We start from the raw sequence: 19412 nt of genomic DNA, 5'->3' as shown, positions 1-19412 counted from the left end.
AGCCATGACACTTCATATTTCCTACCCCGCTGAGCTGCCCGTATCCGAGCGCCGCGAGGATCTGATGGCGGCCATTGCCGCAAACCAGGTGACCATCATCGCCGGCGAGACCGGTTCCGGCAAGACCACCCAGATCCCCAAGATGTGCCTCGAACTTGGCCTTGGAGACACGGGCCTGATCGGGCACACCCAGCCGCGCCGCCTGGCAGCCCGTACTGTCGCCGAACGCATTGCCTCGGAACTGGATGTGGAGATCGGCCAGGAGGTGGGCTTCCAGGTCCGCTTCACCGGTGAGGTCAGTGCGTCCACCAAGATCAAGCTGATGACCGACGGAATCCTCCTCGCGGAGATCCAACGGGACAAGCTGCTGCGCAAATACAGCACCATCATCATCGACGAAGCCCATGAGCGCAGCCTCAACATCGACTTCATCCTGGGTTACATCAAGCGCATCCTCCCCCAGCGCCCGGACCTCAAGATCATCATCACCTCGGCCACCATCGATCCCCAGCGCTTTGCCAAGCACTTCGGGAGCGAGGAAGACCCAGCGCCCATCATTGAAGTTTCCGGCCGGACGTATCCGGTGGAGATCCGCTACCGGCCGTTGTCCCAACCTGCCGGCGGGGATGAGGACACCTCGGGCGATGAACTGGAAGAAGACCGGGATCCTCTGGATGCGGTGTGCGACGCGGTGGACGAGCTCGCCAAGGAAGCTCCCGGCGATATCCTCATCTTCTTCTCCGGTGAGCGCGAGATCCGCGACGCTGCCGAGGCCATCAACGGCCGCATTCAGAGCAACCGTCGCCTCGCCGGGACAGAAGTACTGCCACTTTTTGCGCGGCTGAGCCTGCAGGAGCAGCACCGGGTCTTCAATCCGGGGGGCAAACGGCGCATCATCCTGGCTACCAACGTTGCTGAGACCTCGCTGACCGTCCCGGGCATCAAGTACGTGATCGACACCGGCACTGCACGTATTTCGCGCTACTCCCACCGGACCAAGGTCCAGCGCCTGCCGATTGAGCGCGTCTCCCAGGCGTCGGCCAACCAACGCTCGGGCCGTTGCGGGCGCGTCTCCGAAGGCATCGCCATCCGATTGTATTCGGAGGAAGACTTTGAGTCGCGTCCGCTGTTCACGGACCCGGAGATCCTTAGAACCAACCTTGCCGCGGTCATCCTCCAGATGACCGCCATGGGCGTTGCCCGCAGCCCCAAGGACGTGGAGAACTTCCCCTTTGTGGAGCCCCCGGATTCCAGGGCAATCAACGACGGCGTCACGCTCCTGCGCGAACTCGGCGCCTTGAGCACTCCCAAGTCCGGAGACGCAGGAGCAAGCGGCCGCAGCGGCAGCGGCCTCACCGCCGTCGGACAGAAATTGGCCCAGCTGCCGGTTGATCCCCGGCTTGGCCGCATGATCGTTGAGGCAGGCAAGCGTGGCTGCGTCCGCGAAGTCATGATCCTGGCCGCTGCGCTCACCATCCAGGACCCCCGCGAAAGGCCGACGGACAAGCAGCAGCTGGCCTCGGAAAAACACGCACGCTTCCGCGATGAGATCTCGGATTTCACGGGCTTCCTCAACCTGTGGAACTACATCCAGGAAAAGCAACGCGAGCTGTCCTCCACCCAGTTCCGTAAGCTCTGCCGCAACGAGTTCATCAACTATCTGCGCGTCCGCGAGTGGCAGGACCTCTTCACCCAGCTCCGGCAACTGGCAAAGCCACTGGGCATCGCTCTGGACAACAAGCGTGAAGCCGATCCTGTGGGCAACTATGAGGGCATCCACATCAGCCTGCTGTCGGGGTTATTGAGCCACATCGGGCTTCTGGATGAGCGCAAGCGCGAGTACGCCGGTGCGCGTGGCAGCCGCTTCGCCATCTTCCCTGGCTCGGCCTTGTTCAAGAAGTCTCCGGCTTTCGTCATGGCAGCGGAACTGGTGGAAACCAGCCGCTTGTGGGCCAGGGTCGCCGCCAAGTTCGATCCCCTGTGGGCTGAGCAGGTAGCTCCCGACCTGGTGAAGCGGTCCTATAGCGAACCTCACTGGTCCTCGCGGCAAGGCGCCGTCATGGCCCACGAGAAGGTCACCCTTTACGGTGTCCCGATCATTCCCAACCGCAGGGTCAACTACGGACGGGTTGATCCCGAACTCTCCCGCGAACTGTTCATCCGCCACGCACTGGTGGAGGGCGAATGGAAGACCCATCACAAATTCTTCCATCGAAACCGTGCCCTGCTCCAGGAAATCGAAGAGCTCGAGACCCGCATGCGGCGTCGCGACATCCTGGTGGACGACCAAACGCTCTTCGAGTTCTACGACGCACGCGTGGGCAAGGACGTGGTCTCCGAGAGGCACTTTGATAAGTGGTGGAAGGACGCCCGGCAGGCCGATCCCACCCTGTTGGACTTCGACCAATCCCTGCTGATGAGCGAAGACGCCGATGCCCTGGACGATTCCGCCTATCCCAAGACCTGGCTGCACAAGGGCTTCGAGCTCCCCTTGAGCTACGAATTCCACCCCGTGGCACCGGGGTCGGCGCCCAACCCATCGGACGGCGTCACTGCCGAGGTTCCTGTGCTCTTCCTCAACCAGCTGGACGACGCCCCGTTCCGTTGGCAGATTCCTGGCCAGCGGGTAGAGCTGGTCACTGCCCTGATCAAGTCGCTGCCCAAACAGGTCCGGAAGAACTTCGTCCCCGCCCCTGACGTGGCCCGGCAGGCAACCGCGGCACTGGAAACGGACTTTGACCCCGCAACCGATGAGCTGGAGCCTTCCTTGGAACTGGTGCTTCGCCGGCTCCGCGGACACGTCATTCCGCCCGGTTCCTGGAACTGGGATGCCGTACCGCCGCACCTCCGCGTAAGTTTCAAGGTGGTGGACAGCAAGGGCAAAGTCCTGGACGAAGGCAAGGACCTCGCTGAACTCCAGGAGAAGCTTGCCCCCGCCACTCGCCGCGCCATCGCCGAATCGCTCGGCGCCACCCCGGCCACCACGGCACCGGCCAAGGCCGGCAAGGGATCGGGAGCCGCCGGCCCGGCGAACGGTCAAGGGGCTGCTTCCAAGGCTTCGCCCACCGGCAATCCCGATGGCGTAGTAGCTGAACGCAGCGGAATCACTGAGTGGGATTTCGGGACCGTGGAAAGGCAGGTAACGCGCACCGTCACGGGGCACGCCGTCACCGGCTTCCCGGCGGTGGTTGATGAAGGCAAGTCAGTGGCCCTTCGGGTCTTCCAGACCAAGGCCGAACAGGAAGCCGCCATGCGTGGCGGCGTCATCAGGCTTCTGGCACTGCGGATTCCGCCTCCTGACCGCTACGTCCTGGAGCATCTCAGCAATATGGAGAAGCTGACCTTCAGCCAGAATCCGCACGGATCTGTCAGTGCCCTGATCGCGGACTGCGCTCTGGCCGCCATCGACAAACTGACGCCCCAGGAACTGCCGTGGGACAGGAAGTCTTTCGACGCCTTGTATGAAGTAGTCCGTGCGGAACTGATCGATACCGTGTTTACGGTGACTGCCGTCGTCGAACGCGTTCTGGCCAGTACGCGGCGCATCCAGAAGGCGCTGAAGTCCAACGCCAGCCTGCCGCTGATCAGCGCCCTTAACGACATGAAGTCCCAGCTGGAGCAGTTGGTCTTTCCCGGCTTTGTGGCACGGACGGGCTACGCGCAGCTCAGCCAGTTACCGCGGTACTTGCAGGCGATCGAGAAGCGGCTGGAGAAGCTTCCCGGCAACGTGCAGCGGGACGGCTTGAACATGGCGATCGTGCAGGCGCTGGAGGATGACTATGACGACGCCGTGTCCGCCCTTCTCCCCGGGCGCCGCGCGGGCACTGAGTTAACACGGGTGCGCTGGATGATCGAAGAACTGCGGGTCAGCCTCTTTGCCGTAGAACTCGGAACCGCCTACTCCGTCTCGGAGAAACGCATCCGTACGGTACTGAACCAGGCGCTCGCCCCGGCCTAGCCTCGATCAAAAAACCCGGCGGCGCTGATTCAGCACCGCCGGGTTAACTTTGTTGAAGGTCTCAGTCCTGCGGGACAGCATCCCCATGCCCGGCCGACCGCAAGGCAGCACGAAGCTTCACGGCCGTGGCATCCATGACGGCGGGATCCGGATTGTGGTCCACGTTGTGGATCTCGAAGTCTGCGGTGGAGTAGGCCGGCCACACGTGGACATGCAAGTGGTCCACCTCGAAGCCTTCCATCAGAACGCCTACCCTCTTGGCGTCAAACAGGTCTTCCTGGACCTTTCCGATGCTTTGCGCAACATCCATGACCTTGGCCAGCAGCTGGGGGCTCGCGTGGGTCCATGAGTCTACTTCTTCACGCGGCACCACCAGAGTGTGCCCTTGCGTCAGCGGTGCGATAGTCAGGAAAGCCACCACTTCCTCGTCCTTCCAGACGAAGCGGCCCGGAATCTCCCCGTTGATGATTTTGGTGAACAGTGTGCTCATGCGTCTGCCCTTTCGGATGGGTCCTGGAGTGTTGAGGTGTCCAGAACGAAACGGTACTTCACGTCGCCGGCCACCATGCGGTCATAGGCTTCGTTCAGCTGGTCGGCCCGCACAAGTTCGATGTCGCTGGCAACGCCGTGTTCGGCACAGAAGTCCAGCATTTCCTGAGTTTCCTCGATGCCGCCAATTAACGACCCCGCGTACGCGAGCCGGCGGCGGATGAGCAGCCCGGGGCTGACGGGCGGCATATCATCCGCGGGTAGGCCCAGCTGGAAGAGCGCCCCGTCCAGGCGAAGCGTGCGGAAATAGGGGTTGAGATCGTGCGGTGCAGCAACAGTGTCAATAATGACGTCAATGCTTCTGTTGGCGGCTTCCATGGCCTCGGCATCCTTGGACAGGACCACGTGGTCGGCGCCCAGCTCCCGGGCAGCGTCAAACTTGGATTCAGAGGTGGTGAAAACTGTCACCTCCGCTCCCATGGCCTTGGCGATCTTCACTGCCATATGTCCCAGGCCGCCCAAGCCCACCACGCCCACGGCGTCGCCTTCCTCCACCTCGAAATACCGCAGCGGAGAGTAGGTGGTAATCCCGGCACACAGCAAAGGGGCTGCCGCTGCCGGGTCAAGTGCTTCGGGAACACGCAGCACGAAGCGCCGGTCCACCACTACCGACGTCGAGTAGCCGCCTTGGGTGATGGCGTCATCGTGACGGGGGTCGGCGGCCCCATACGTGCCGATGTTGCCCCGCTCGCAGTATTGCTCCAGGCCTTCAAGGCAGCTCTCGCATTCGCGGCAGGAGTCCACCAAGCAGCCGACACCCACGTGGTCGCCCGGCGTGAATTCCTTCACGGCGGAGCCCACGCGGGTCACCCGGCCAACAATTTCATGGCCCGGCACCAGCGGGTACGGAGGAACCCGCCATTCACCGCGCGTCGCATGAACATCGGAGTGGCACAGCCCGCAAAACTCAATCGCGATCTCTACGTCATCTGCGGTGGGTGCCCGCCTGGCAAGGGTCAGGGGCACCAGGCCGCTGTCCGGGGACGTGGCACCGTACGCTGCAGCCAGGGTGGTACTTCCGGTTTCACCGGTGTCCAGGGTGATGGGTTTGGCAAGGGGCGGGGGCACGGGGCGTCCTGGAGTCATGATCCGACGCTACTCCCGGCAGCGGCGCTTCTGCCACTCGGTCCCACGCCGTCCACCGAGCGTTCCTCCAACGGCTCACTGCCCACGGCCACCGGATTGCCGGGGTTGTTGGACCACTGCGAGAAAGATCCCGGGTACAAGGCGGCCTTGTATCCGGCGATGTGCAGCGCCACGATTTCATGGCTCGCTGTGACGCCGGAACCGCAATAGACCGCCACAGTGGACGAGCCGTCCACGCCCAACGCTTCGAAACGGCGGCGGAGTTCTTGGGCCGGCAGGAATGTTCCGTCGGGTGCGAGGTTCTCTGTGGTGGGGGCGCTCACGGCGCCGGGGATGTGCCCTGCCCGTGGATCAATCGGCTCCACTTCGCCCCGGTAGCGCTCCCCCGCCCGGGCATCGAGCAGTACTCCGCCCTGGTGCCACTGCGCGGCTTCGGCTTCGTTGATGACAGGCAGGCTTCCGTCGCCCAGGGAAACACTTCCGACGACCGGCCTTTCCTCGCCTGCCTCCACAGGGTGACCGCCGGCGCGCCAGGCGGCGAGGCCGCCGTCGAGCAGGTAGACGGATTCCAAACCCGCATTTCGCAGCATCCACCAAACGCGGGCGGCGGCCATGCTCCCGCTGTTGTCGTACGCAACCACGGTATCGCCGTCGTTGATGCCCCATTGCCGCGCCGCGTCCTGGAACCGGTCCGTGGAGGGCAGCGGATGCCGGCCTTGGCCTGGCTGCGCATGGTCGGCAAGCTCTGTGGGGAGGTCCACGAACACCGCTCCGGGGAGGTGCCCCGCCAGGTACTCGCTGTGCCCGTCCGTCCGGCCGAGCACCCAACGGACATCCAGAAGCACGGTCCGCTCCCCTGAATCGAGGCGATGGCGCAGTTCGGGGGCACTTATCAGCGTGGACATCTTTTCTCCTTCATTCCTGAGGCAAGGCCCCGTTGCTGCCGGCGCCCGGTTTCCAGCCTAGGCTTATCCGGTGAGCAATTCGTGCATTCAGGACAGGGCATGGGCCAGCGAGGCCATCCGCAAAATCGAGGCCGAGAACAACCGTTCGGCGGACACGCACCTTTATGCGGTCCCCCTCCCGGACCATTGGGGCGTCCAGCTGTATCTGAAGGACGAATCGACCCACCGCTCCGGCAGCCTCAAGCACCGCCTGGCCCGGTCCTTGTTCCTCTACGGACTGGTCAACGGCTGGATCACCGAGGGCACCACAATAGTTGAGGCCTCGAGCGGCAGCACGGCAGTCTCCGAGGCCTATTTTGCACGGCTCATCGGACTGCCTTTCATCGCGGTGATGACAAAAACCACCAGCCCGGAAAAGATTGCCCTGATCGAGGAATTCGGCGGTGCCTGCCTGCTGGTGGACCACGCCTCGGAGGTGTACGCGGTGGCCGAAGAGACAGCGAAAACCTCCGGCGGGTACTACATGGACCAGTTCACGCACGCAGAACGCGCCACGGACTGGAGGGGCAACAACAACATCGCCGAATCGATTTTCGATCAGCTCGCGCTGGAGGAACACCCTGTCCCGGAGTGGATCGTCGTGGGAGCGGGCACCGGTGGAACCAGCGCCACCATTGGCCGCTATCTTCGGTACAACCGCTACTCCACCCGTCTTGCCGTGGTGGACCCGGAAAACTCGGCCTTCTACCCCGCCTGGCGCGACGGAGACGCCGCCGCGGCAACGGGTCAGCCATCCAGGATCGAAGGCATTGGCCGGCCACGTTCCGAGCCGAGCTTCGTTCCCGCGGTCATCGACCACATGATCCAAGTGCCGGATGCCGCCTCGGTAGCCGCCATGCGCCACCTCCGGAAACTCACGGGCCTGCATGCCGGTCCCTCCACGGGGACCAATCTGTGGGGCGTGTGGCAGTTGGTGGCCGGGATGGTTGCCGAGGGTCGACGGGGCAGCATTGTGTCGCTGATGTGCGACGGCGGCGACCGCTATGCGGGCAGCTACTACGACGCCGGGTGGCTTGCGGCGAAAGGGCTGGACCCTGCACCGCACGAGGCAGTTTTGGAGCGGTTCCACCGCACAGGGGTGTGGACCGGCTAGACCTCCACCGATTCGCGTGGAGCAAGACGCTGATAACTGGTCCCGTAACGGGCGCCGATTCGGGTCACATGGCCTTCAACAATGCCCCGCCCCAGTTCGTTAAGCAGGGCGTCGTGGACCGGGAACGCCCGGGGTGCACGGACCGAGATGACGAAATCGACCACCTCCCCCACCTTGGACCACGGAGCATGGATGGGCACCAGGAGAGTTTTGACATCAATCCCGTCCGGGACCACGAAAGAATCCCCAGGATGGAACACGTTGTCATCGATCAGGTACCCAATGTTGGCCACCACCGGGATCTGTGCATGGATCACCGCGTGCTGGCCGCCGAACGTGCGTACGCTGAACCCAGCGGCATCGAAGCCGGAGCCCGGCTCAGCCGTGTGGACGCGGGCTGCGACGTCGGCTTCCTCCCGCAGGGCTGCGGCAACCCCGGCGGGAGCATGGACCTCAAGCCCGGGGTTGCTCCGGAGCGCGGACACCACGGCGGGCCGGTCAATGTGGTCATTGTGCTCATGCGTAATAAGGACTGCGTGGGCGCCGTTCAACGCTTCTCCGGATTCTGAGAAGGTCCCGGGATCGATGACCAGAACGTTCCCGTCTTTCTCCAAACGGACACAAGCGTGGGTGTATTTGGTGAGCAACATGACCAAAGCCTAGGACCACCGGCTGACAGTTTCCAAGCCTGCCCTGCTGGTAAAATTGGGGTTTGCCAGCATCCCCAGGGAAGTGAGTCCTTCAATGCCACACGGCACCAATTCCGCCACGACCGGCCCCTCGGCGCCGGCCACCAGCGGTGTCAAGGAGCAGCGCGTTACCAAGCAGCGCTTGGCCGTCAGCGCCGCACTGGACGAATTGGATGACTTCGTCAGCACCCAGGAGCTGTACCGCCTGCTGCAAAACAAGGGCATTTCAGTGTCCCTGGCCACCGCGTACCGCATCCTTCAGTCGTTGGCTGACGACGGACTCATCGATGTCCTCCGCAACGGTGAAGGCGAAGCGGTTTACCGACGCTGCAACGTCACCGGGCACCACCACCACCTGCTGTGCCGCAACTGCGGCAAGGCCGTTGAAGTGGAGGCGCCCGCCGTCGAGACCTGGGCAGCACGAACGGCGTCGGAACATGGCTTCACTGAGGTGGCCCACACCGTGGAAATCTTCGGGCTGTGCCCCGAGTGCACTGCGAAGAAGGCAGCCGGGACTCTCTAGAGGGCGCCTGCCGGCTGATCCCGCGACACCCTGCCGTTGAGGCCCCTGTTGGCCCTGACCCGTCCGATCACCCTGCACACCACGTAGATCAGGAATGACAGCGTGGTGACGTACGGACTGATGGGAATCCGGCTGCCGAGGGCCAGCAGGATTCCGCCGACGGTAGCCGTCATTGCGAAAACCACGCTCAGCACGACCACCAACCTGGGTGAGGTGGTCACCCGAAGCGCAGCTGCTGCCGGCGTAATCAGCAACGCGAGGACCAGCAGGGCGCCGACGATCTGGATGGACAGCGCCACACTGACGCCCAGCAGCACCATGAAGCCAATGGCCAGGCCACGAACCGGCACACCCCTGGCTTCCGCCATTTCGGGGTCTACACTGGCAAAGCTCAGCGGCCGCCAAATTGCCGCCAAGGCGATCATCACCACCACTGCGGTTCCCGCAAGAACCTGCAACTGCACGGTGTCGACTGAAACAATCTGGCCGGTCAGCAGTCCGAACTTGTTGGCAGCGCGGCCCTCATAGAGTGCCAGGAAAAGGATGCCCAGCCCCAGGCCGAACGGCATGATGACACCGATGATGGAGTTCTTGTCCCGCGCCCGGACGCCCATGAAGCCCAGCAGCACAGCGGCCGCCACTGAGCCGACCAAGGAGCCGAAGATGATGTCTGCGCCGATCAGCAAGGCAAACGCAGCGCCGGCGAAGGACAGTTCCGAAATGCCGTGGACAGCGAAAGCCAGGTCCCGCTTCATCACGAACGTGCCCACCAACCCGCCCAGCAGCCCCAGCACGGCTCCAGCCCAAATGGAGTTCTGGACGAGGACCAGCAACTCGCCGTAGTTCTCGAAGTTGAAAATGGTCTGCAGAATGGTGTCGAGGTCCATCTAGAACTCCTCCCCGGCGGTTGCATGGGCATCGTCATGGAAGTGCGTCGTTGCGTCAGGGAGGCCGACGACGACGATCCTTCCGTTGGCGTGGATGACCTCCACATGGCTGTTGTACAGCTCAGAAAGGACTTCCGTGGTCATGACTTCCTGGGGCGTGCCTACACGGAATTGTCCGCCGGCCAGGTAGAGGACCCGGTCAACATAGTCGATCACCGGGTTGATCTCGTGGGTCACGAATACCACTGCGCTGTTCCGCTCATGGCATTGCTTGTTGATCAGCGAGCTGACGCCCTGCTGGTGGTGCAGATCCAAGGAGAGGAGCGGTTCGTCGCACAGCAGGACCTGCGGCTCTGTGGCCAGTGCTTGGGCCACCCTGAGCCGCTGCTGCTCGCCGCCGGACAGTTGCCCCACGGGCACCTTCGCGTAGTCGGAAGCTCCCACCAACTCGAGTAATTCGTCTATCTTCGGGTTGACCTTCCCGGCCGAGAGCCGCATGCCCCACCGGTGCCCGTCGATCCCCAAGCCCACCAGGTCCCGTGCGCGCAAGGGCGTGTCTGGAGCAAACGACTTTTGCTGCGGGATGTAGCCGATCCGCTTGCTGCCTCGCTCCACCGGGTGGCCACCCAAGGAAACAGTTCCTGAATGCAGTTCCTGAAGCCCAAGGAGAACCTTCAGGAAGCTGGTCTTGCCGCTGCCGTTGGGTCCCAGGACAGCGAAGAACTCGCCGGGATTGATGTCGAGGTCAAGATCCCGCCAGAGCGCCCTCTTGCCGAACTGAAGGCTCGCTCCACGGAGGCTCACTACCGGTGTCAAAAGTTGTCCTCGATCCATGCGTCACTGGAGACGCAGTCAGTGGTGCCGCTGGTACTCGCGGCCGTGCTGGTGGCAGGCAAAAGGCCCCGCAGCCATCCTGAATATCTTAGGACGTTGGCAGGGCCCTTCACCGCATACCGGGTGTCCGGAACTGCTACTTCTTGAGTGCGGAGGAAACCGACTCCACGTTGTCGGACATCCACTGGACGTAATCCTTGCCGTCAGGCAGCGTCTCGGTGAAGTTCACCACCGGCACGCCGGCAGCTTCCGCGGCCCGCTTGACGGCTTCCGTCTGGGGCCCTTCGGTCTGCTCGTTATACGCCAGGAACCGCACGGATTTGGCAGTGACCAGGTCCGTGGTTTCCTTCAATACGGCGGCCGGGACATCCGTTTCCTCTTCAATGGCAGCGCTGTAAGCCTCGGGAGTTTTGTTTTCCAGCCCGGCAGCTTCCAGGAGGTACAAGGGCACGGGCTCGGTGACAGCTACCGGCGCATGGTCGTTTGCGGCCTTGACGGCGTCGAGCTTTCCGGTGAGGTCGGCGAGTTTGGTTTTGAAGGTTTCGGCATTGGCTGTGAAGGTCGCTGCCGATCCCGCATCCAGGCTGCCGAGCTTGGCAGCGACTGCATCGGCGAGCTTGCCCATGGTGTCCAGGCTGTACCAGACGTGCTCATTGAACTCGCCGTGGTTGTGGGTGTGGCCTTCTTCGCTGTGGGATTCCTCGCTGTGGGCTTCTTCTTCCGGGGCGAGCCCGGAGATTTCCACGGCGCTGATCATGTTCTCGTGGCCGACCTTGGTCTCATCAGCAATCTTGTGGAGGAACTCGTCATAGCCTCCGCCGTTCTCCACCACGAGTTTGGCCTTGGAAATGACCAGTTTGTCCTGGGCACTTGCCTCGTAGGAGTGCGGGTCCTGGCTGGTCTTGGTGATGATGGCGTTCACGTTGACTTTGTCCCCGCCAATTGCCTTCACGACATCACCGTAGACATTAGTCGAGGTGACTACTTCAATGGCACCGGACGACGACGGGTCGCTTGCCCCTGCTGTCCCGGCGCAGGAAGAAAGAAACAGGGCGGCAAGGGCCGCGGAAGCGGCCATGGACAGGCGGGCGGCGGAACGACGCACGAGAACCTCGGATCTACTCAAAATGAGAATCAAACACAATTACTGGCAGATTCAAGTGTAGCCCTAAATGGGAATGATTCCTATTTAGACCAAGCCGGCGCCGATCAGATGCGATCGGCGCCGGCCTTGTCCGTGGTGTTACTTGACCTGTTGATCTCCGTAGCGGCGGATACCGGTCGCCTGCGTGGCGTCGCGGATCTCACCAACCAACTGTTCAATGACGTCCTCCAGGAAGAGGACACCCTGGGTTTCTCCGTCGGCGCCGATGACGCGGGCCAAGTGCGATCCCGTCCGTTGCATGACGGACATGGCCTGCTCGATTTCGTCGTCCGGCGCAAGGTTGGCAAAGGAACGGATGCGCCCCTCGGCGATGGGATGCCGTCGGCCCTCGTCCGGGATGGACAGGATGTCCTTCACGTGCAGGTAGCCGGCGAGTTCGCCGTCGTCGTCCACCATGGGGAAACGGGAGAATCCCGTCCGGCTGACCGCCTTTTCCAGGTCCACCGGAGTAGAGGCAGTCTTGAGCACCACCAATTTGTCCAGGGGAACCATGATGTGCGAAGCCGTGTGCTCCGAGAACTCCAGTGCACCGCTCAACAAGCCAGTTTCGTCGTCCACCAAACCATGGCGTGTGGACTCCTGAACGATCGACTGCACCTCCTCCAGCGTGAACGAGGAGGACACCTCGTCCTTGGGCTCGATCTTCATCAGCCGAAGAATGTGGTTGGCCAGCCAGTTCAGGGTCCAGATGATGGGGTTCACCAGGCGTGCAATGAACATCAACGGCGGGGCCAACAACAGTGCGGCCTTGTCGGCCACGGAAACCGAGATGTTCTTGGGAACCATCTCGCCAAAAGTGACATGCAGGAACGTGACGAACAATAAGGCGATCGCAAAGGCGATGATGTCCGCCAGCTCAACCGGAACGCCCACCAACTCAAGGGGCTCGGCCAGCAAGTGATGGATGGCCGGTTCGGCAACCTGAAGGATCAACAGGGAGCAGACGGTGATGCCCAGTTGAGCACAGGCAAGCATCAAAGAAACGTTTTCCATGGCGCGCAGTGTTGTCTGCGCGCGCTTTGATCCGGCTTCGGCCAAGGGCTCGATCTGGCTGCGGCGTGCAGACATGACGGCAAACTCGGCACCGACGAAGAAGGCGTTGCCGATCAGGAGAACGACGAGCCAGGCAATTCCTACCCAGTCGCTCATACCGCACCCGCTTCATGACGCGGGTTCTCCGCGTTCTCCGGAGTGGACTCATCCGACTCCACATGATGGAAACAGATCCGGTCGATCCTTCTGCCATCCATTCTGGTCACCGTGAGCGTGCCGCCTGGCGTGTCCACGACGTCCCCCGTCCTGGCAATGCGGCCCAGTTGGCTCATGACGTAGCCGCCCACAGTCTCATACGCGGACTCGTCAGGCACCGTGAGGTTGGGTATCTGCTCGGAAACCTCATCCGGCCGCAAAAGCCCCGGGAAGTACCAGTCGCCGGACGCGCTCTGGAGCACTCCCGGGCGGACTTTGTCGTGCTCGTCAGCGACCTCACCGACGATCTCTTCCACCAGGTCCTCAAGGGTGGTGATTCCTGCAGTTCCGCCGTACTCGTCCAGCACGACGGCCAACTGCAGGTTTCCCTCCCGCAATTCGGAAAGCAGCGCATCCAGGTGAATGGTTTCCGGAACCTGCAGGACATCGGTCATGATCGCACCGGCCTCGAGCTTGGCTCGGCGCTCCGCCGGGACAGCCACGGCTTTCTTGACGTGCACCACACCGCGGATATCGTCCGTGGAATCACCAATAACGGGGAACCGCGAATATCCGGTGCGCCGTGCGGCGTCGAGGATGTCGGACACAGGCTGGTCGGCGTCGATCGTTTCCATGCGGATACGCGGTGTCATGACGTCTGCCGCCGTGCGGCCGGAGAAGTTCAGGGTGCGGGCAACAAAGTTGGCGGTCCCTGCGTCCAAAGTCCCCAGCTCAGCGGAGCGCCTCACCAAGGAGGCCAGTTCTGCGGGGGTCCTTGCCCCGGAGATCTCTTCCTTGGCTTCAAGGCCGAACAGATTCAGCACCTTGTTGGAGAACCCATTAAGAACCACGATGGCCGGCTTGAAAACGGCCGTGAACATCAGCTGGGGGCGGGCAAGGCGTTTGCCCAAAGGGAACGCAAGGGCGATGGCCATGTTCTTGGGAACCAGTTCGCCGATCAGCATCGACAAGAGGGTGGCGACAGCCATCGCCAGGATCAAGGCCACTGAATGCGCTGCATCCGGGCCAAGCCCCAGGGACGCAAGCGGACCCCCAAGAAGTTGCCCCAAGGAGGGCTCCATGACGAAGCCGGTCAGCAGCGTGGTCAGGGTGATCCCAAGCTGGCAACTGGAGAGCTGCGTGGACAGCGACTTGAGGCACTTCAGCAGCGGGGCGGCAGCATGATCGCCGTTATCAACCGCACGCTGGACGCTGGCTTGGTCCAACGCCACCAGGGAAAACTCAACTGCTACAAAGAAGCCGGTGCCAAGGATCAAGGCAAACCCGGCAAGGAGAAGAATCCATTCCACTTAGCGCATCACTCCATGAGTGGGCGCGTGCAATGGGGAGGGCGCCTTACGCGGGGGGATTCGCCCCGGCGGAGGCTGGTCGGGTCCCGCGGACGCACGGTCCGAGGAACCACCGGCTGTGAGCGCCGGCGAGTGATGGGCATGTGAACGGGTATTGCCGGCTCGACGGGCACGCTGTGCGGAGTTGCCAGATTGGCTCCCCCGACAGTTCCCAGGCCGGCACCTAGATTTACTGTCCATAAGACTTTCAGTCTACAGTCCAGCCCCCGGGCACCTCCAACAGCAGGCCGGTCTCTGCGACAACTCTGCGACAAAAAAAGAAGTGTCACGCCACTAAGTCAGCCGCAACATGATTTAGGTCACCACTATTGGCAGTTAACCAACGATCCTAACTAGACTGTCAGGGGTCTGAGTTCGCGGGACCCGGACCCTGTCCCATCGTTGCGGAAAAGCAACTTTGGCCAGCGGGAAAACAACACTCATGGAAGAGGCGTATTTCAAGTGCCAGAGCAGCCCAGCCACCGTCTACCAGAGGAATTTGGCGGAAACGAGTGGCTCGTTGACGAACTGTACGAGCGGTACCAACAGGACAAGAATTCGGTCGACACCAAGTGGTGGCCGCTCTTTGAATCCTTTGCTTCTGCTGACGGCACTTCTTCCAACGGAACCTCCGCAGCGCCTTCAGCTGCCAATCCACCCACCCAAGTACTTCCCGTGGTAGCCCCGGCTGCAGCGGCTCCGGCACCGGCGCCGGCCGCTCCTGCCGCTGCTGCGGAACCGGCTGCACCGGCGGCACCCGCCCCGGCGAAGAAAGCACCGGCCACCGTTGCCCGGGACGGAGCAAAGAAGCCCGCTGCCGGAACCACGGCACAGCCCATTCCTGCCCAGCTGCCCAAGAGCACCAAGGCGCCCACGGCACCTGAGGAAGATGTAGTTTCAGTCCTCCGGGGTCCGGCAAAGGCCATCGCCACCAACATGGTGACAAGCCTTGAAGTACCTACCGCCACGAGTGTCCGCGCAGTTCCCGCCAAGCTGCTCATTGACAACCGGGTGGTCATCAACTCCAACCTTGCCCGTGCCCGCGGTGGCAAGGTCTCCTTTACCCACCTCATCGGCTACGCCGTGGTCCGTGCGTTGTCCCAGTTCCCGTCGATGAACGTCTACTACGACGAAATCGATGGCAAGCCCAGCGCTGTGCAGCCCGCACACGTCAACTTCGGCATTGCCATTGACATGCCCAAGCCCGATGGCACCCGCCTCCTGATGGTTCCCAACATCAAGAAGGCCGAGACCATGGACTTCGCTGAGTTCTGGCACACCTATGAGGACCTGATCAAGCGCGCCCGCAACGGCAAATTGACGGCAGACGACCACGCCGGGACCACGGTCTCCTTGACCAACCCCGGTGGCATCGGCACCGTACACTCCGTGCCCCGCCTCTCCAAGGGCCAGGCCGCCATCATCGGCGTCGGCGCCCTTGACTACCCCGCGGAGTTCCAGGGCGCCAGCGAGAAGATCATCGCCCAGAACGCCATCAGCAAGATCCTCACGCTGACGTCCACCTATGACCACCGGGTCATCCAGGGCGCCGGCAGCGGCGAGTTCCTCAAGCTTGTCCACCAGCTCCTGCTCGGTGCGCAGAACTTCTATGACGAGATCTTCGAAGCTCTGCGTATTCCCTACGAGCCTGTCCGCTGGAGCCCGGACCTCCAGGTGGATCCTGCCGATGAGATCAACAAGGTTGCCCGCATCCAGCAGTTGATCCACTCCTACCGCGTCCGCGGTCACCTGATGGCGGACACCGATCCCCTGGAGTACGTCCAGCGCAAGCACCCGGACCTCGATGTCCTGACCTATGGCCTCACGCTCTGGGACCTGGACCGCGAATGGCCTACCGGCGGTTTCGGTGGCAAGCCGCAGCTCAAGTTCCGCGATATCCTCGGGGTCCTGCGTGACGCATACTGCCGCACCACGGGCATCGAGTACATGCACATCCAGGAACCTGCAGAACGCAAGTGGTTCCAGGACCAGCTGGAGCACCCGTACTCCAAGCCGAGCCGTGAAGAGCAGCTGCGCATCGTTTCCAAGCTCAACGCAGCAGAAGCTTTCGAAACATTCCTGCAGACCAAGTTCGTTGGTCAGAAGCGATTCTCCCTGGAGGGTGGCGAGTCGCTGATTCCGTTGCTCGACGCCGTGATCTCGGATGCTGCCGACGACGGTCTCGACGAGGTTGCCATCGGCATGGCCCACCGCGGCCGCCTCAACGTGCTGACCAACATCGCCGGCAAGACCTACGCACAGGTCTTCCGCGAATTCGAAGGTACCCAGGACCCGCGCTCCGTGCAGGGCTCCGGTGACGTCAAGTACCACCTCGGTACGGAAGGCACCTTCACCTCGGACAACGGCAAGCAGACCAAGGTCTACCTCGCCGCCAACCCGTCCCACCTCGAAGCTGTGGACTCCGTCCTTGAGGGCATCGTCCGCGCCAAGCAGGACAGGCTGGATCAGGGCGAGTCGTTCCCCGTCCTGCCCATCATGGTCCACGGTGACGCCGCGTTCGCCGGCCAGGGTGTTGTGGCTGAAACCCTCAACCTCTCGCAGCTGCGTGGCTACCGCACCGGCGGTACCATCCACGTGATTGTCAACAACCAGGTTGGCTTCACCACGGCGCCGTCGTCATCGCGTTCGTCCACGTACTCCACTGACGTAGCCAAGATGATCCAGGCACCGGTGTTCCACGTGAACGGCGACGACCCCGAGGCCGTGGTGCGTGTTGCACAACTCGCCTACGAGTTCCGTCAGCGTTTCCACAAGGACGTTGTCATCGACATGGTCTGCTACCGCCGTCGCGGCCACAACGAGGGCGACGACCCCTCGATGACGCAGCCGCTCATGTACAACCTGATCGAAGCCAAGCGCTCCGTCCGCAAGCTGTACACCGAGTCGCTCATCGGCCGCGGTGACATCACCGAGGAAGAAGCAGAGCAGTTGCTCCGCGACTACCAGGAGCGCCTTGAGCGTGTCTTCGCTGAGACGCACGCAGCGCAGACCTCCCCGATTCCGATCATCACGGCGGATTCCGCAGCCGTCTCGGACATCGAGCGTCCCATCGCCCAGCAGGCCGACTTCGGGACCAATTCCCCGGCGTCCACTGCCATTTCGGCTGAGACCCTTGCCCGCATTGGCAAGGCGCATCTGGAAATTCCGGATGGCTTCACGGTCCACTCCAAGCTGAAGCAGCTCCTGGAGAAGCGTGAGCAAATGTCCCGTGAAGGCGGCATCGACTGGGGCTTCGGCGAGATCGCGGCCTTTGGCTCGCTGATCATGGAGGGTGTGCCGGTCCGTTTGGCCGGACAGGACTCCCGCCGCGGCACGTTCGTACAGCGTCACGCTGTCTTCCACGACCGTGCCAACGGCAACGAGTGGCTGCCGCTGGGCAATCTGTCCGATGACCAGGCCAAGCTGTGGATCTACGACTCCTTGCTCTCCGAATACGCGGCCATGGGCTTCGAATACGGCTACTCGGTGGAGCGCCCGGATGCCTTGGTCCTGTGGGAAGCGCAGTTCGGTGACTTCGTCAACGGTGCGCAGACCATCATTGACGAGTTCATTTCCTCGGCTGAACAGAAGTGGGGCCAGCGCTCGTCTCTGGTGCTCATGCTTCCGCATGGATACGAAGGCCAGGGACCGGACCACTCATCTGCACGCATTGAGCGCTTCCTGCAGATGTGCGCCGAGGACAACATGATCGTGGCCAACCCCACCACCGCTGCCTCGCACTTCCACCTGTTGCGCCGCCAGGCCTACAGCCGTCCCCGCAAGCCGTTGATCATCTTCACACCGAAGCAGCTGCTCCGCCTCAAGGGCGCCGCATCCGCCGTCGAAGACTTCACTACGGGTGGTTTCCGGCCGGTCATTGCCGATCCCGAGGTTCAGCCTGCCAACGTGGACCGCGTCATTCTGGTCTCGGGCCGGTTGTACTACGACCTCCTGTCCAACCGACAGAAGTCCGGCGATACCTCCACTGCCATCATCCGCGTTGAGCAGCTGTACCCGCTGCCCAAGGCTGAGATTGACGCAGAGTTGGCCAAGTACCCGAACGCTGACATCGTTTGGGCGCAGGACGAACCTGCCAACCAGGGTCCGTGGCCGTTCATGGGCCTGAACCTGGCACCGGAGCTGGACCGCAAGCTCCGCTTGGTGTCGCGTCCGGCCTCGGCCTCCACGGCTGCCGGTTCCATGAAGCGCCACGCCGCTGAGCAGGATGCCCTGATCAAGCAGGCGTTCGAACGCAAGTAAAGCGAAACTGCCCGGTCTGAGGAGCGAATGCGCCCCTCAGGCCGGGCAGTTCTGTTTAATGGGACAGGTATCCGGTTCCATTACCGGCCGATGATCCGGCAAACCGTGCAAGGACCGTAACGAGTGTGAAGAGGTAACCGTGGAAGACAGGAAGCTGCGTATCGCAGCTGTAGGAGATGAACTGCTCGCGGGCCTGGGGGATCCCCGCGCCTTGGGTTGGCTCGGACGAGTGCTGGCCCGAACGCCCCAGGACGCCGTCGTAGTGGAGAGTTTCCCGCTCCCCTGCCCCATGGAAGGCACGGAGGGCTTGGCAGCCCGGTGGCAGGACGAAGCAGGAAGGCGTTTCAGCGACACCCATGAGAACCGCCTGGTGATCGGGCTTTCGGGCCGCGACCTCGAGTTTGGCCTGTCCACGGCCCGCAGCCGCCTGAACCTGGCCAACATCCTCGACGGTGCCTCGCACAGCAGCGTGGAGGTCTTTGTGGTGGGGCCGCCGCCCACGCTGGACCCGGCACGGAACAAACGGCTCGCAGAACTCAACACAGCCTTTGCCGATGTCACCACGCGACGCAACCACCACTACGTTGACACGTTCTCTCCCTTGCTCAATCATGAGCAGTGGAGGACGGACCTCGCAGCCAATGGGGGAACACCTGGCCAGGCCGGCTACGGATTGATCGCGTGGCTCGTCCTGCACCGCGGCTGGTTCCAATGGCTTAATATCGCTCAACCGGAGTAGCCATGACGCGGAACATGCAGGTTTCTGTCAGAGCAGCATTCACAGTGGTCACCGCCGCGGCTCTGGCAGCCACAGTCTCCTGCAGTTCCGGCCCGCCGGCTCCGCCAACCTCGTCATCAACAGCGTC

Annotated in this window: 14 protein-coding genes; 5 read left to right on the top strand and 9 right to left on the bottom strand. The window is 62.7% G+C overall.

The window, feature by feature from the left end; all coding sequences use genetic code 11:
• Positions 1-4: 4 nt before the first annotated feature.
• Positions 5-3958: an ATP-dependent RNA helicase HrpA gene (hrpA, locus tag ACIQLI_RS10600; protein WP_400387923.1), complete on the top strand. Its 3954-nt coding sequence runs from the start codon at positions 5-7 to the stop codon at positions 3956-3958.
• Positions 3959-4019: 61 nt separating this feature from the next.
• Here hrpA and ACIQLI_RS10595 read toward each other — a convergent pair whose 3' ends face one another.
• The 3 genes from ACIQLI_RS10595 to ACIQLI_RS10585 are packed head-to-tail and all read right to left on the bottom strand — an operon-like array spanning position 4020 to position 6498.
• Positions 4020-4448 (bottom strand): HIT family protein, encoded by a 429-nt coding sequence (locus ACIQLI_RS10595; protein ID WP_354228290.1) that lies wholly within the window; start codon positions 4446-4448, stop codon positions 4020-4022.
• Positions 4445-5593, bottom strand: a complete 1149-nt coding sequence (locus ACIQLI_RS10590) for an NAD(P)-dependent alcohol dehydrogenase (RefSeq protein ID WP_400387920.1) — start codon at positions 5591-5593, stop codon at positions 4445-4447. Before ACIQLI_RS10590 ends, ACIQLI_RS10595 begins: the two co-directional genes overlap by 4 nt.
• The gene (locus tag ACIQLI_RS10585; RefSeq protein ID WP_400387917.1) at positions 5590-6498 is read right to left on the bottom strand and encodes a sulfurtransferase; all 909 of its coding nucleotides are present in this window, start codon (positions 6496-6498) and stop codon (positions 5590-5592) included. Before ACIQLI_RS10585 ends, ACIQLI_RS10590 begins: the two co-directional genes overlap by 4 nt.
• Positions 6499-6568: 70 nt before the next feature.
• Here ACIQLI_RS10585 and ACIQLI_RS10580 point away from each other — a divergent pair, with 70 nt between their 5' ends.
• Positions 6569-7651: a PLP-dependent cysteine synthase family protein gene (locus tag ACIQLI_RS10580; RefSeq protein ID WP_354228284.1), complete on the top strand. Its 1083-nt coding sequence runs from the start codon at positions 6569-6571 to the stop codon at positions 7649-7651.
• Here the strand turns inward: ACIQLI_RS10580 and ACIQLI_RS10575 are convergent.
• Positions 7648-8301, bottom strand: coding sequence for an MBL fold metallo-hydrolase (locus tag ACIQLI_RS10575; RefSeq protein WP_354228282.1), 654 nt, complete (start codon positions 8299-8301; stop codon positions 7648-7650). The two genes, ACIQLI_RS10580 and ACIQLI_RS10575, sit on opposite strands and share 4 nt — an antisense overlap.
• 94 nt (positions 8302-8395) lie before the next feature.
• Here ACIQLI_RS10575 and ACIQLI_RS10570 point away from each other — a divergent pair, with 94 nt between their 5' ends.
• On the top strand, positions 8396-8863 hold the full coding sequence (locus tag ACIQLI_RS10570) for a Fur family transcriptional regulator (RefSeq protein WP_089595563.1): 468 nt from the start codon (positions 8396-8398) through the stop codon (positions 8861-8863).
• Here the strand turns inward: ACIQLI_RS10570 and ACIQLI_RS10565 are convergent.
• From ACIQLI_RS10565 to ACIQLI_RS10545, 5 genes are all read right to left on the bottom strand, one after another.
• Positions 8860-9750 carry a metal ABC transporter permease gene (locus ACIQLI_RS10565; RefSeq protein ID WP_089595564.1) on the bottom strand — a complete coding sequence of 297 codons (891 nt, stop codon included), beginning with the start codon at positions 9748-9750 and terminating at the stop codon, positions 8860-8862. The two genes, ACIQLI_RS10570 and ACIQLI_RS10565, sit on opposite strands and share 4 nt — an antisense overlap.
• Positions 9751-10584 (bottom strand): metal ABC transporter ATP-binding protein, encoded by an 834-nt coding sequence (locus tag ACIQLI_RS10560; protein WP_354228279.1) that lies wholly within the window; start codon positions 10582-10584, stop codon positions 9751-9753. It lies immediately after the preceding gene.
• 136 nt (positions 10585-10720) lie between these two features.
• Positions 10721-11722, bottom strand: a complete 1002-nt coding sequence (locus ACIQLI_RS10555) for a metal ABC transporter solute-binding protein, Zn/Mn family (RefSeq protein WP_400387910.1) — start codon at positions 11720-11722, stop codon at positions 10721-10723.
• Between the two features lie 105 nt (positions 11723-11827).
• Entirely contained in the window at positions 11828-12898 is a 1071-nt protein-coding gene (locus ACIQLI_RS10550) for a hemolysin family protein (RefSeq protein WP_400387907.1), read from the bottom strand.
• On the bottom strand, positions 12895-14247 hold the full coding sequence (locus tag ACIQLI_RS10545; RefSeq protein WP_354228273.1) for a hemolysin family protein: 1353 nt from the start codon (positions 14245-14247) through the stop codon (positions 12895-12897). The genes ACIQLI_RS10550 and ACIQLI_RS10545 overlap by 4 nt, the downstream gene beginning before the upstream one ends.
• A gap of 501 nt (positions 14248-14748) precedes the next feature.
• On the opposite strand from ACIQLI_RS10545, the gene ACIQLI_RS10540 reads away from it, so the two are divergent.
• The gene (locus ACIQLI_RS10540) at positions 14749-18546 is read left to right on the top strand and encodes a multifunctional oxoglutarate decarboxylase/oxoglutarate dehydrogenase thiamine pyrophosphate-binding subunit/dihydrolipoyllysine-residue succinyltransferase subunit (protein WP_089595569.1); all 3798 of its coding nucleotides are present in this window, start codon (positions 14749-14751) and stop codon (positions 18544-18546) included.
• A gap of 139 nt (positions 18547-18685) precedes the next feature.
• Positions 18686-19285, top strand: a complete 600-nt coding sequence (locus ACIQLI_RS10535) for a GDSL-type esterase/lipase family protein (RefSeq protein ID WP_207593932.1) — start codon at positions 18686-18688, stop codon at positions 19283-19285.
• The last annotated feature ends 127 nt before the right edge of the window (positions 19286-19412 follow it).

Source organism: Paenarthrobacter sp. NPDC091669 (genome assembly GCF_044756725.1).
Classification (GTDB): Bacteria; Actinomycetota; Actinomycetes; order Actinomycetales; family Micrococcaceae; genus Arthrobacter; species Arthrobacter bambusae_C.
The sequence above is the reverse complement of the archived record's forward strand: the minus strand, read 5'-3'. Positions and strand labels throughout refer to the sequence as shown.